Consider the following 13,074-nt stretch of genomic DNA (forward strand, 5'->3'; position numbering starts at 1 on the left):
ATCGCTTATGCGCCGTTGCCGGGAGCGGTTTGCATGTGGAAATCGTGCAGATATTTCTCACCCTCGTCGTCGAGGATGGTGACCACCGTCTTCAGTTCCGGGTACTGCGCCATGAGGCGGCGTGCCGCCAGCACATGAGCGCCGGAACTGGGGCCGCACAGCAGGCCGCGCTCGCGTGCCAGCGCGTACATCTGCGCCACCGCATCCTCGCTGGAGATGCTGATGGTGGCATCCACCAGCTCACGATGACGGGCATAGATGGCCGGAATGAAGCCGTCGGAGATGCCCTCGATCTTGTGCAGCGCCACCTCGCCGCAAAGGATGGTGCGCGATTCCGAAGGTTCCATCGCAAACAGGCGCACGTTCGGATTCACCGCGCGCAGCGCCTGGCCGACGCCGATCAACGTGCCGCCGGTGCCGACCCCGTGCACGAACGCATCCGGCACCCGCCCGCCCAGCTGGGCAAGGATTTCCTGGCCCAGCCAGCTGCGGTTCTCGTCCACGTTCCATTCGTTCTCGAACTGGCCGGGGAAGAAGTAGCCGGGCTGCTGGCCGAGTTCGCGCGCACGTTCCAGCGCGGCATTGACGTGGAAGTTGCCGCAGAACAGCACTTCGGCGCCGAACGCGCGGGAAATCGCCACCCGCTCGCTGGACAGGCCTTCCGGCATCACCACCAGCATCCGGTAGCCCTTGACCGCGGCCACCATCGAGAAGGCGTTGCCGGTATTGCCGCTGGTAGCCTCCACGATGGTGTCGCCGGGCTTGAGCAGGCCTTCCTGTTCGGCGCGTTCGACGATGTAGCGGGCGATGCGCGCCTTGATCGAGCCGGACGGATTCAGGAATTCGCACTTGGCGAGCACGCCGTCGATATCCAGCAGCGGGGTGTCGCCGATGGCGCCGAGGATGCTGCTGGCAATGCCGGGATGGCGGGTGGACACGGGCTTGCTCCGCTGCGGGGTGGCCTGCAGTCTGCGCCGGCGCCGGTCGCCGCCCCATGATGCAGGTCAACGGTGCGCAGGAACGCGAAACGCCCCTTGCGGGGCGTCTGCGGAGATGGCCGTCAGGGCCGAACCGGCGTGGTTCAGCGGTGGCGGTAGGTGATCCGACCCTTGGTCAGGTCGTAGGGGGTCATTTCGACCTTGACCCGGTCGCCGGTCAGGATGCGGATGTAGTTCTTGCGCATGCGGCCGGAGATGTGGGCGATGATCTCGTGGCCGTTCTCCAGCTTCACCCGGAACATGGTGTTCGGAAGGGTTTCGGAGATCGTGCCTTCGAATTCGATGACGTCGTCTTTCGCCATGTGTCTGCCGGAGCGTGTCCTGTATCTGGGGAGGGCGCCATGAATACGGGGCCCGAAAGTCCGACATTCTGCCACGTCGGGCCGGGTCTTGCAAAAAACCCGTTAATCGTTCAGGCGGAGGCAAGCGCAGAAGCCGGCCATTGGCCGAAGCGTTCCTGCCAATTTCCCGGCGTGGCGGGAAGGTCACGCAGGCGGGCAAGGGCGGCCAGATAGTCCGCGCGCGGCCAGATTTCCACGCCCAGCCGGCGGGTGTGCGGATTGGGCACCTGCGCATCCAGCAGCGGCCAGCCCCAATCGCGCAGCCGCCGCGCCAGCGCCGCCAGCGCCAGCGAGGAGGCGCCGGATTCCCCCGAATACATGCTGTCGCCGCAGAACATGTGCCCGAACGACAGCCCGAACAGTCCGCCGACCAGCCGGTCTTCGGCATCGAACACTTCGATGCTGTGGGCGAGGCCGAGTCGGTGCAGGGCGAGGTAGGCCGCCTGCATGTCGGCGGTGATCCATGTGCCGCCGCCTTGTCCCGCGCGCGGCGCCGCGCAGCCGGCGACGACCTGCGTGAAGACGCTGTCGGCGCGCACCGTCCAGCCGCTGTTGCGCAGCCGCCGGCACAGGCGCGAAGGCAGGTGCACGCCGTCGCTTCGGAACACCGCCCGCTGCGACGGGCTCCACCACAGGATCGGCTCGCCCTCGGAGAACCACGGGAAGATGCCGCTGCGGTAGGCATTGAGGAAGCGCGTGGGCGACAGGTCGCCGCCGAAGGCGAGCAGTCCATCGGGGTCGGACAGCGCCAGCTCGACCGGGGGAAATGGCGAGGCCGGGTCCGCGTCCAGTTCGAACAGCTGCAGGCTCATGCCGGTGCACCGTCGCGGAACGGCGAATGTGCCTGCAATTGCTGCAGGTGCTGCCGCACCTCATGGCGTTCTTGCGCGCACCACTCATCCAGGGCGCGGGCAAAGCGCGGATCGACGATGCAGTGGCGGCTGCGCACCAGGGTTGGCAGGAAGCCGCGGGCGATCTTGTGGCGGCCCTGCGCGCCTGGTTCGAAGCGGGTCAGGCCTTCGCGCAGGCAGTAGTCGATGCCCTGGTAGTAGCAGGTTTCGAAATGCAGGCCGGGGTGCTGTTCCGCGGCGCCCCAGTAGCGTCCGTACAGGGTGTTGCCGCCACGCAGGCAGAGCGCACCGGCGATCGCCGCGCCGCCGCGTTCGGCCAGCACGATGACCAGCTGGCGGGGCATCGTTCGCGCGAGATGGCGCAGGAATTCCAGCGTCAGCGCCGGCGAATTGCCGTAGTCGGAGAAGGTCTGCAGGTAGAAGCGGTGCATCGCGGCAAGATCGTCGTCCGCAGCTTCTTCGCCATGGACGATGCGGAAGGAAATCCCGGCCTCGCGCACCTTGCGGCGTTCCTGGCGGATGTTCTTGCGGTGCTTGCGGTCCATGGCGTCGAGGCAGTGCTCGAACGTGGCCCAGCCGGCGTCGTTGCGCCAGTGGTACTGGATGTCCTCGCGCAGCAGCCAGCCGTCGTCCTGCGGGTGGCCGTCGAACGCCGCCTCGTCGGCGTCATCGTGGAAGTTGACGTGCGCCGAAGACAGGCCGTTCCGCCCGATGAAGCCGGCAATCGCATCGAGCAGCCGGCGCTTCGCCGCCTCGTCTCGGGCCAGCAGCCGCGGGCCGGTCACGGGTGAGTAGGGCACCGCGCCCAGCCACTTCGGGTAGTAGTGCAATCCATGCTGCGCATAGGCCTGTGCCCAGGCCTGATCGAACACGAATTCGCCGTGCGAGTTGGTCTTCAGGTAGCCGGGTGCCGCGGCGACCAACGTCTCGCTCTCCCACAGGCCCACGTGGCAGGGCGACCAGCCCCAGTCCGGGCGCAGGCAGCCGGTGGCTTCCAGCCCGCACAGGAAGTCATGCGCGACGAAGGGGTTGCGGCCGTCGTGCAGCGCGTCCCAGGCAGCGGCTGGGAGCTCGGACATGGTGCGGTGGAGGCGGATTGCAGGCATTGGCGAAGACCAGCGCGGCTCCCATCCATGGCTCGGTTCGGCCAGGCCATCCATGGCCGGTCGCCCGCAGTCGCGCGGATTGCCGGCAGGGCAATCCGCAAGGGCGATCACTCGTCGTCGAGGAACTTCTCGGCGTCGAGCGCGGCCATGCAGCCGAAGCCGGCCGAGGTGATGGCCTGGCGATAGACCTGATCGGCCACGTCGCCGGCGGCGAACACGCCCGGCACGCTGGTCTGGGTGGCGTTGCCGTCCAGCCCGGTGTGGATCTTCAGGTAGCCGTTCTTCATCTCCAGCTGGCCTTCGAACAGCGAGGTGTTGGGGCTGTGGCCGATGGCGACGAAGAAACCCTGCACGTCGATGTCGCGGCTGCTGCCGTCCTGCACCGATTTCAGGCGCATGCCGGTGACGCCGGCGTCGTTGCCCAGCACCTCGTCCACGGTGTGGTGCCAAACGGTTTCGATCTTGCCGGCGGCGACCTTGGCGAACAGCTTGTCCTGCATGATCTTTTCCGCGCGCAGGGTGTCGCGGCGGTGCACCAGGTAGACCTTGCGGGCGATGTTGGACAGGTACAGTGCCTCTTCGACCGCGGTATTGCCGCCGCCGATCACCGCCACATCCTGGTCCTTGTAGAAGAAGCCGTCGCAGGTGGCGCAGGCGGACACGCCGCGGCCCTTGAATGTTTCCTCGGACGGAATGCCGAGGTATTTGGCGGTGGCGCCGGTGGCGATGATGAGCGCGTCGCAGGTGTACTCGCCGGAATCGCCCACCAGCCGGAACGGCCGTTTGGAAAGATCGGCGGTGTGGATATGGTCGAACACGGTTTCCGTGTCGAAGCGCTCGGCGTGCGCCTGCAGGCGCGTCATCAGGTCCGGCCCCATCAGGCCGTGAGCGTCGCCCGGCCAGTTGTCCACTTCGGTGGTGGTCATCAGCTGGCCGCCCATCTGCAGTCCGGTGATCACCACCGGCTTGAGGTTGGCGCGGGCGGCGTAGACGGCAGCGGTCCAGCCGGCGGGGCCGGAACCGAGGATCAGGAGGCGGGTGTGCTTGGTCGTGGTCATGGCTTGAAGCGGTTTCCCTATAATCGGCTGGAGTCGCGCAGGGCGTCGTTCGTCACTAGCTTGGCGGCGGCAGCGCCCCGATACAAGCCACGAACGCCGCAACGCTGTCGTCCATCCGCGACCATCCACGACCATCCGCCCAGGAGCGAAGCATGCGCATCGGTGTCCCCAGGGAAACCAAGACCCTCGAAGGGCGCGTCGCGCTCGTGCCCGCCGCCGCCGGCGACCTGGTCAAGCGCGGCCACGAGGTCTGGCTGGAGGCCGACGCCGGCACCAGCAGCGGCTTCTCCGACGAGCAGTACGCCCGCCTCGGCGTCAACATCGCCGCCGACGCCGCCGCGCTGTACGAGAAGGGCGAGCTGATCGTGAAGGTCAAGGAGCCAATCGACGGCGACCTCGCGCTGCTGCGCAAGGACCATCTGCTGTTCTGCTACCTGCACCTGGCCGCCGAACCCGCCTTGACCCGCCGCCTGCTGGAGATCGGCCTGACCGGCGTCGCCTTCGAAACGGTGGAGCTGCCCAACGGCGACCTGCCGCTGCTGGCGCCGATGTCGGTGATCGCCGGCAAGCTGGCGGTGCAGGTGGGCACCCACCTGCTGCACCAGCCGCTGGGCGGCAAGGGCAAGCTGCTGGGCGGGCTGCCGGCCACCGAGCGCGGCCGGGTGGTGGTGTTCGGCGCCGGCAAGGCCGGCGGCACCGCCGCCGCTCTGGCCGCCGCGGAAGGCGCCAACGTCACCGTGTTCGAGATGCGCCACGACCGCATGGACGACATGATGCGGCTGGGCCACAACGTCACTGCGCTGTATCCCTACCACGACGTGGTGGCGCGCGAGGTTGCCGCCGCCGACCTGGTGGTGGGGGCGGTGCTGGTCACCGGCGCCCGCGCACCGCATGTGATGACCCGCGAGATGCTGGCCGGCATGGAGGCGGGCAGCGTGGTGGTGGATATCGCCATCGACCAGGGCGGCTGTTTCGAAACCTCGCGCCCGACCACGTGGAAAGACCCGACCTACGTGGAAGGCGGGGTGACCCACTTCTGCGTGACCAACATGCCGGGCGCGGTGCCGCAGACTTCCTCGCAGGCGATCTGCGCCGCGATCCTGCCGTGGGTCAACCGGCTGGCCAGCGATGTCGGCTGGCGCAGCGATCCGGCGCTGGCCAAGGGCATCAACGTGGATGCCGGGAAGATCGTGCATCCGGCACTGCGTGGCATGGACCTTTGACGTATTATCAAAGGCCTATGGGGATTTCCTGAGGTCTGATCGCAGGTGGCGAAAGCGGTATCCGAGGTCGGTGGCAGTCGGAAAACGGCGGCCAAAACAGGCGGTGCGCGCGCGGCGGAAAGCCCGCGCCGGCAGCGCCTGTGGCGCGATCTCGCCCTGATCGTGATCGCGCCGCTGCTGCTGTACCTGCTGGCTTGCCTGTTCACCTTTTCGCCTGCCGACCCGGGCTGGGATCGCGATTCCAGCCTGCTGGCGCCCATCCACAATGTCGGAGGCGTGGCCGGCGCATGGATCGCCAGCTTCCTGCTGTTCCTGTGCGGCTACGTTGCCTTCCTGCTGCCGTTGGTGCTGGGCGCGATCGCCTGGATCGCGCTGTTCGGTATGGATACGGACGGCGATGGCGAAGCCGACCTGGGGCCGGCGCTGCGGCTGGTCGGCATCGTCGGTTTCCTGGTCGCGGCCTGCGGGCTGCTGTACCTGCGGGTCGGCGGCGGCAACGATTTTTCCGCCGGCAGCGGCGGCATCCTCGGCGAGCTGACCGGGCGGTCGCTGCAGCGCGGCTTCGGCCCGCTGGGTTCCAACCTGTTCCTGATCAGCCTGTTCCTGATCTCGGTGACCCTGGCCACCGGGCTGTCCTGGTTGGCGGTGATGGACCGCATCGGCGCTTGGGTGCTGGCCTTGCCGGGGCTGCTGGATCGCGGTGCGCGGCAGGGGGTGAAGCAGGCCAGTGAGTGGAACGAGGCGCGCGCGCTGCGCGAGGAGCGCGGGGTGGCGCGCAAGGCCGACAGCGAAATCCGCCTGCGCCGCGAAAAGGTCAAGATCGAGCCGCCGGCCGCGCCCGCCGTGGAAAAAAGCGAACGCGCCAAGCGCGAACAGCAGATCCCGCTGTTCCACGCCGACGACGGTTCCGGCATCCCGCCGCTGGCGCTGCTGGACGACCCCAAGCCGCAGCCCAAGGGCTACGACGCGCAGACGCTGGAAACGCTGTCGCGGCAAATCGAATTCAAGCTCAAGGACTTCCGCATCGATGCCGAGGTGGTCGGCGCCTATCCGGGTCCGGTGATCACCCGCTTCGAGGTGCAGCCGGCGCCGGGGGTGAAGGTCAGCCAGATTTCCTCGCTGGACAAGGACATCGCCCGCGGCCTGTCGGTGAAATCGGTGCGCGTGGTCGACGTGATTCCCGGCAAATCGGTGATCGGTCTGGAAACGCCGAACACCCATCGCGAGATGATCTACCTCAGCGAGCTGCTGCGGTCGAAGGAATACGACAAGGCCGCCAGCCCGCTGACGCTGGCGCTGGGCAAGGACATCGCCGGCAAGCCGATCGTCGCGGACCTGGCGCGCATGCCGCATCTGCTGGTGGCCGGCACGACGGGTTCCGGCAAATCGGTCGCGGTCAACGCGATGGTGCTGTCGCTGCTGTACAAGGCCTCCGCCAAGGACGTGCGGATGCTGATGATCGACCCGAAGATGCTGGAGCTGTCGGTCTACCAGGGCATCCCGCACCTGCTGGCGCCGGTGGTCACCGACATGAAGGAGGCCGCCAACGGCCTGCGCTGGTGCGTGGCGGAGATGGAGCGCCGCTACAAGCTGATGAGCGCGGTGGGCGTGCGCAACCTCGCCGGCTTCAACAAGAAGGTCAAGGATGCCGCCGACGCCGGCCAGCCGCTGCTGGACCCGCTGTTCAAGCCCACCCCGGGCATGGACGAGGCGCCGCCGACGCTGGAACCGCTGCCCTTCATCGTCGTCTTCATCGACGAATTCGCCGACATGATGATGATCGTCGGCAAGAAGGTCGAAGAACTCATCGCGCGGCTGGCGCAGAAGGCGCGCGCCGCCGGCATCCACCTGATCCTGGCCACGCAGAGGCCGTCGGTGGACGTCATCACCGGCCTGATCAAGGCCAACATCCCCACCCGCGTCGCGTTCCAGGTGTCGAGCAAGATCGACTCGCGCACCATCCTCGACCAGAGCGGCGCGGAAACCCTTCTTGGCCATGGCGACATGCTCTACCTGCCGCCGGGCACCGCGATGCCGGAGCGCGTGCACGGCGCGTTCGTGTCCGACGAGGAAGTGCATCGCGTGGTCCAACACCTCAAGCAGGTCGGCGGCCCGGACTACATCGAAGGCGTGCTGGAAGAGGCGCAGACCCTGTACGACGGCAGCAGCGTGGGCGCAAACGGCCTGCCGGAGGCGGCGGCGAGCGACGACCCGGAAGCCGACCCGCTGTATGACCAGGCCGTGCAGATCGTCACCGAAACCCGCCGCGCCTCGATTTCCGGCGTTCAGCGCCGGCTGAAGATCGGCTACAACCGTGCCGCGCGGCTGGTCGAGGCGATGGAAGCGGCCGGCATCGTCAGCACGCCCGAGCACAACGGCGATCGCACGGTGCTGGCGCCGCCGCCGCCGCGGGCCTGAATCCGCGGCAACGCGCGGTCAGTCGCGGGTTTGATCTGGCGCCGGTCATCGCGGCGCATTCAGCTTCCCTGCGGGACACTGCACCGCATCCACGTCAGGAGAATTTCCGATGCGCATCGTCCCCACCGTGTTGTCTGCCGCACTGCTGCTGGCCAGCAACTTCGCCGTCGCCGCTGCGCGCGAGGATCTGGCCGTCTTCACCAAGGGCCTGAAGGGGCTGGACGGGCAGTTCAGCCAGCAGGTGTTCGACGTGCGCGGCAAGCAGAAGGAAGCTTCGAGCGGCCGCGTGGCGGTGGCCGCGCCGCGCCTGTTTCGCTGGGAGTACACCAAGCCCTATGCGCAGCTGGTGGTGGCCGACGGCAAGACCGTGTGGGTGGTCGACCCCGACCTGAACCAGGCCACCCGCCGCCCGCAGGGCCCGGAAGAGGCCAACAGCCCGCTGGCGATCCTGCTGGAACCGGCGCGGCTGGAGCGCGATTTCGCGGTCAAGGACGGCGGCAGTCGCGATGGCGTTGCCTGGCTGGAAGTGGCGCCGCGCTCGACCGACGCCAGCTTCAAGACCGCGCGCCTGGGCTTTGCCGGCAGCAAGCTGGCGCGGCTGGAATACGTGGATGCGCTGGGCCAGCGCACCGTGATCGCGTTTTCCGGCTGGAAGCGCAACCCGGCCTTCGCCAAGGGCACCTTTGCCTATGCGCCGGGCAAGGGCGTGGACGTGATCGGCAATTGAGCCTGCAGCGCGGCGGGTAGAATCCGCCCATGTCGCGTCCGCGCCCGCCTGATCCCATTCCCGACCTGCTGGCCGCCCAGAACGGGGCGCTGCGCCCGCTCGCCGAGCGCATGCGCCCGCGCACGCTGGACGACATGGTCGGCCAGCAGCGCCTGCTGGCGCCCGGTTCCGCGCTGCGCCGCGCCATCCAGGCCGGGCGCATGCATTCGATGATCCTGTGGGGGCCGCCGGGTTGCGGCAAGACCACGCTGGCGCTGCTGCTGGCGCTGCATGCCGATGCCGAGTTCGTTGCCATCTCAGCGGTGCTGTCGGGCCTGCCGCAGGTACGCGAGGTGCTGGCGCAGGCACAGGCGCGCTTCGACGCCGGCCGCCGCACCCTGCTGTTCGTGGACGAGGTGCATCGTTTCAATAAGGTGCAGCAGGACGCGTTCCTGCCGCATATCGAGCGCGGCACCATCCTGTTCGTCGGTGCCACCACCGAGAATCCCTCGTTTGAACTGAACTCCGCGCTGCTGTCGCGCTGCCGCGTGCACGTACTGGAAGCGGTGTCGGCGCCGGACATCGCGCGTGCGCTGCGGCAGGCGTTGGATGACGACGAGCGCGGTTTGGGCGGGCGTGGCCTGCGCATCGACGATGCGGCGCTGGGTGAAATCGCCGCGGCTGCCGACGGTGACGTGCGCCGCGCGCTGACTCTGCTGGAGATCGCCGCGGATATCGCGGAAGGCGAGGGCGGCACCATCACGGAAGCGACCCTGCACCAGGTGCTGGCCGACCGTACCCGCCGCTTCGACAAGGGCGGCGACCAGTTCTACGACCAGATCTCCGCGCTGCACAAGTCGGTGCGCAGCTCCAATCCGGACGGGGCGATCTACTGGCTGGCGCGCATGCTCGATGGCGGCTGCGATCCGTCCTACCTGCTGCGCCGGCTCACCATCATGGCGGTGGAGGACATCGGGCTGGCCGATCCGCGCGCGCTGGAAATGGCGATCAACGTGTGGAACGCCTACGACCGCATCGGTGCGCCGGAGGGCGACATCGCGCTGTCCAATCTGGCCATCTACCTGGCCAGCACCGCCAAGTCCAATGCCAGCTACATGGCACTGAACGCGGCGCGCGCCGACATCGCCGCGCAGGGCACGCAGCCGGTGCCGGTGCATCTGCGCAACGCCCCGACCCGGCTGATGAAATCGCTGGGCCACGGCAAGGGCTATCAGTACGACCACGACGTGGAAGGCGGCATCGCCCTTGACCAGACCGCCTTCCCCGACGGCATGGGCGAACGCATCTATTACCACCCGGTGGCGCGCGGGCTGGAGATCAGGCTCAAGGAAAAACTCGATGCCCTGCGCGAGGCGCGCGCCCGCGCGCGCGGCGAGCCCGGCGGCTAGGCATACTGCGCCGCGAAACATGGGCTGGCGGGGAGCGAAGATGGCGACGATCTGGTGGCAGCAGCTGGCGCTGGTGATGTGCGGCGGCGCGGTGGGCGCGGCCGGGCGCTTCTGGCTGGGTGGCGCGCTGTTGCGTCGGCTGGGCGAGGGTTTCCCGTGGGGGACGCTGGCTGCCAACCTGATCGGCTCGTTCGCGATCGGCTTCCTGGCAGTCTGGCTGGAGGGGCGCGGCCCGCAGGCGCTGTACTGGCGCGCCTTCCTGATCGTCGGCCTGCTTGGCGGCCTGACCACCTATTCCGCGCTGATGCTGGAATGCCTGCTGCTGGCGCGCTCGCCGCGCGCGGGCATGGCGCTGGTCTACCTCGGTACGACGCTGGCGGCGGGGCTGCTGCTGGTCTGGCTGGGGACGCGGTTGGCGGCAGGCATCCGTCCGCCGTTTCCGTTGGCGTGACGGCATCGCCGCGGTGCCTGCCGGCGCGCAGGCACGGCAAGCGATGACTTCATGAAATGACTTTGATGAAAGTGCTTGCGCGAATGCGCCGGCTTCCCTACAATGCGCCACTCTGCTGCGGGGTGGAGCAGTCTGGCAGCTCGTCGGGCTCATAACCCGAAGGTCGCAGGTTCAAATCCTGCCCCCGCTACCAAGTTTCAGTGTTGCGTTTCGACACTAGGCTCGGGCCGCGAAAGTCTCTCCAAGCTTTCGCAATCCAGCGTCATCGGAAAAGGGCCCAGAGGGCCCTTTTTTCGTTTCCGGGTGTTGGTTCCGCATTTCAGATTTCCGACAGGAAAGACGTGACAGACAAGGCCGACGACATCGCCGCGCTGCTTTCGCCCACCGTCGCATCGATGGGGCTGGAGTTGCTTGGCATCGAATACCTGCCCGCGCCGGGCGGCGCCACGGTGCGCCTGTATATCGACGTGCCGCAGGCGCAAGCCGAGGCCCGCAGCGTCGGCATCGAGGAATGCGAAGCGGTCAGCCGCGAGGTGTCAGCGCAGCTCGACGTCGAAGACCCGATCAGCGGCAACTACACCCTGGAGGTGTCTTCGCCGGGGATCGACCGCCCGCTGTTCGGTGCGGCGCAGTTCGCCCGCTACGTGGGCGAGAGCGCCAAGGTCACCCTGAAGCTGCCGCAGGACGGCCGTCGCCGCCTGCAGGGCGCGATCCTGCGCGTGGACGGCGACACCGTGGTGTTCGACGTGGACGGCGCGGAATTCGCGACGGCCGCGGTCAACATCGAGAAGGCACGGCTGGTTCCCGACTGGGTGGCGCTGGGCCTGGCGCCGGCGCAGGACAAGTCCGGGCGCGACGCGCGGCCGGGCAAGCAGAAGCAGGGCAAGAATCAAGGCGCGGCGGGCAAGCCCGCGGCGAAGAAGAATCCAACCAACAAGGCGGCGGCCAGCGGGTCGCCTGATGCGGAGTAAGCGGGCATGAGCAAGGAACTGTTGCTGGTCGTCGATGCGGTTGCGGCCGAAAAGGGCGTACCGGAGTCGGTGATCCTGGAGGCCATCGAAGCCGCGCTGGCGTCGGCCGCGAAGAAGCGCTACGTCGAGCAGGACGTGCTGGTGCGCGTGCAGATCGACCCCAAGGACGGCAGCTACGAAACCTTCCGCCGCTGGGAAGTGGTGGCCGATGACGTGGTGATGGAGTCGCCCGACCGCCAGGTGCGCCTGATGGACGCGGTGGACGAGAGCGACGAAGCCGAGGTCGGCGATTACATCGAAGAGCAGATCGAGAACCCGGATTTCGGGCGCATCGCCGCGCAGGCCGCCAAGCAGGTGATCGTGCAGCGCGTGCGCGAGGCCGAGCGCCAGCAGGTGGTCGATGCCTGGAAGGACCGGGTGGGCGAACTGGTCACCGGCGTGGTCAAGCGCGTCGAGCGCGGCAACGTCTACGTCGACCTGGGCGGCAACGCCGAGGCGATCATCTCCAAGGACAAGGGGATCCCGCGCGACGTGCTGCGCACCGGCGACCGCGTGCGCGGCTACCTGTTCGACGTGCGCAGCGAGCCGCGCGGCCCGCAGCTGTTCATCAGCCGCGCCGCGCCGGAATTCATGATCGAGCTGTTCAAGCTCGAGGTGCCGGAAGTCGGCCAGGGCCTGGTCTCGATCATGGGCTGCGCCCGCGATCCGGGCGACCGCGCCAAGATCGCGGTGCTGGCGCATGACAACCGCACCGATCCGATCGGCGCCTGCATCGGCATGCGCGGTTCGCGCGTGCAGGCGGTGACCAACGAGCTCAACGGCGAGCGCGTGGACATCATCCTGTGGAGCGACAACCCGGCCCAGTTCGTCATCAACGCGATGGCGCCGGCCGAAGTGCAGTCGATCATCGTCGACGAGGACAAGCACTCGATGGATCTCGCGGTGGCCGAGGAAAACCTCGCCAAGGCGATCGGCCGCGGCGGCCAGAACGTGCGCCTGGCCAGCCGCCTGACCGGCTGGCAGCTCAACGTGATGACCGCCGACCAGGTCCAGGCCAAGTCGGAGGCCGAGCAGGCCACCGCCCGCCAGCTGTTCATGGACAAGCTGGAAGTGGACGAGGAAATCGCCGGCATCCTGGTCAGCGAAGGCTTCAGCACCGTCGAGGAAGTGGCCTACGTGCCGATGGCGGAGCTGTTGGCGGTGGAGGGCTTCGACGAGGACATCGTCGAGGAACTGCGTTCCCGCGCCCGCGACTCGCTGCTCAACGAAGCGCTGGCGGCGGAAGAGAACCTGGAAGAGCATCAGCCGGCCGAAGACCTGCTGTCGCTCGACGGCATGGACGAAACCACCGCCTATGCACTGGCCGAGCGTGGCGTGCGCACCCGCGAAGAGCTGGCCGAAGCCGCAACCGACGAGATCGCCGATCTCGAGGGCATGGGCGAGGAACGCGCCGCGGTGCTGATCATGGAAGCGCGCAAGCACTGGTTCGAATGACGCCTGGCACGGCGCGGGCCCCGGCCTGCGCTGCCTGATTGGCCGGCG

Annotated in this window: 12 protein-coding genes and 1 tRNA gene; 8 read left to right on the forward strand and 5 right to left on the reverse strand. The window is 68.0% G+C overall.

Annotation, left to right across the window (positions count from 1 at the left end; genetic code table 11):
• Positions 1–5: 5 nt before the first annotated feature.
• The 5 genes from E5S66_RS06215 to trxB all read right to left on the reverse strand — a co-directional run bounded on the left by E5S66_RS06215 (position 6) and on the right by trxB (position 4,354).
• Entirely contained in the window at positions 6–938 is a 933-nt protein-coding gene (locus E5S66_RS06215) for a PLP-dependent cysteine synthase family protein (RefSeq protein WP_138348410.1), read from the reverse strand.
• Between the two features lie 143 nt (positions 939–1,081).
• The gene (gene infA / locus E5S66_RS06220) at positions 1,082–1,300 is read right to left on the reverse strand and encodes a translation initiation factor IF-1 (protein WP_028839405.1); all 219 of its coding nucleotides are present in this window, start codon (positions 1,298–1,300) and stop codon (positions 1,082–1,084) included.
• Positions 1,301–1,410: 110 nt separating this feature from the next.
• Complete coding sequence (gene aat / locus E5S66_RS06225; RefSeq protein ID WP_138348411.1) at positions 1,411–2,151, reverse strand: leucyl/phenylalanyl-tRNA--protein transferase; 741 nt, start codon at positions 2,149–2,151, stop codon at positions 1,411–1,413.
• On the reverse strand, positions 2,148–3,296 hold the full coding sequence (locus E5S66_RS06230) for a GNAT family N-acetyltransferase (protein ID WP_138348412.1): 1,149 nt from the start codon (positions 3,294–3,296) through the stop codon (positions 2,148–2,150). The genes aat and E5S66_RS06230 overlap by 4 nt, the downstream gene beginning before the upstream one ends.
• A gap of 107 nt (positions 3,297–3,403) precedes the next feature.
• Positions 3,404–4,354 carry a thioredoxin-disulfide reductase gene (gene trxB / locus E5S66_RS06235; protein ID WP_138348413.1) on the reverse strand — a complete coding sequence of 317 codons (951 nt, stop codon included), beginning with the start codon at positions 4,352–4,354 and terminating at the stop codon, positions 3,404–3,406.
• 152 nt (positions 4,355–4,506) lie between these two features.
• Here trxB and E5S66_RS06240 point away from each other — a divergent pair, with 152 nt between their 5' ends.
• From E5S66_RS06240 to nusA, 8 genes are all read left to right on the forward strand, one after another.
• A complete protein-coding gene (locus E5S66_RS06240; protein ID WP_138348414.1) occupies positions 4,507–5,577 on the forward strand; it encodes an alanine dehydrogenase in 1,071 nt (356 codons plus the stop codon).
• Between the two features lie 45 nt (positions 5,578–5,622).
• Entirely contained in the window at positions 5,623–7,995 is a 2,373-nt protein-coding gene (locus E5S66_RS06245) for a DNA translocase FtsK (protein WP_138348415.1), read from the forward strand.
• A 109-nt stretch (positions 7,996–8,104) separates the two neighbouring features.
• Positions 8,105–8,722: an outer membrane lipoprotein periplasmic chaperone LolA gene (gene lolA / locus E5S66_RS06250; RefSeq protein ID WP_138348416.1), complete on the forward strand. Its 618-nt coding sequence runs from the start codon at positions 8,105–8,107 to the stop codon at positions 8,720–8,722.
• A gap of 29 nt (positions 8,723–8,751) precedes the next feature.
• Entirely contained in the window at positions 8,752–10,110 is a 1,359-nt protein-coding gene (locus E5S66_RS06255; protein ID WP_138348417.1) for a replication-associated recombination protein A, read from the forward strand.
• A gap of 40 nt (positions 10,111–10,150) precedes the next feature.
• Positions 10,151–10,561 carry a fluoride efflux transporter CrcB gene (crcB, locus tag E5S66_RS06260; RefSeq protein WP_138348418.1) on the forward strand — a complete coding sequence of 137 codons (411 nt, stop codon included), beginning with the start codon at positions 10,151–10,153 and terminating at the stop codon, positions 10,559–10,561.
• A gap of 116 nt (positions 10,562–10,677) precedes the next feature.
• Positions 10,678–10,754 (forward strand) — tRNA-Met (locus E5S66_RS06265).
• A gap of 148 nt (positions 10,755–10,902) precedes the next feature.
• Positions 10,903–11,532, forward strand: coding sequence for a ribosome maturation factor RimP (gene rimP / locus E5S66_RS06270; protein ID WP_138348419.1), 630 nt, complete (start codon positions 10,903–10,905; stop codon positions 11,530–11,532).
• A 6-nt stretch (positions 11,533–11,538) separates the two neighbouring features.
• The gene (nusA, locus tag E5S66_RS06275; RefSeq protein WP_138348420.1) at positions 11,539–13,026 is read left to right on the forward strand and encodes a transcription termination factor NusA; all 1,488 of its coding nucleotides are present in this window, start codon (positions 11,539–11,541) and stop codon (positions 13,024–13,026) included.
• Positions 13,027–13,074 lie beyond the last annotated feature (48 nt).

This window comes from Thermomonas fusca (genome assembly GCF_005862345.1).
Taxonomy (GTDB): Bacteria; Pseudomonadota; Gammaproteobacteria; order Xanthomonadales; family Xanthomonadaceae; genus Thermomonas; species Thermomonas fusca.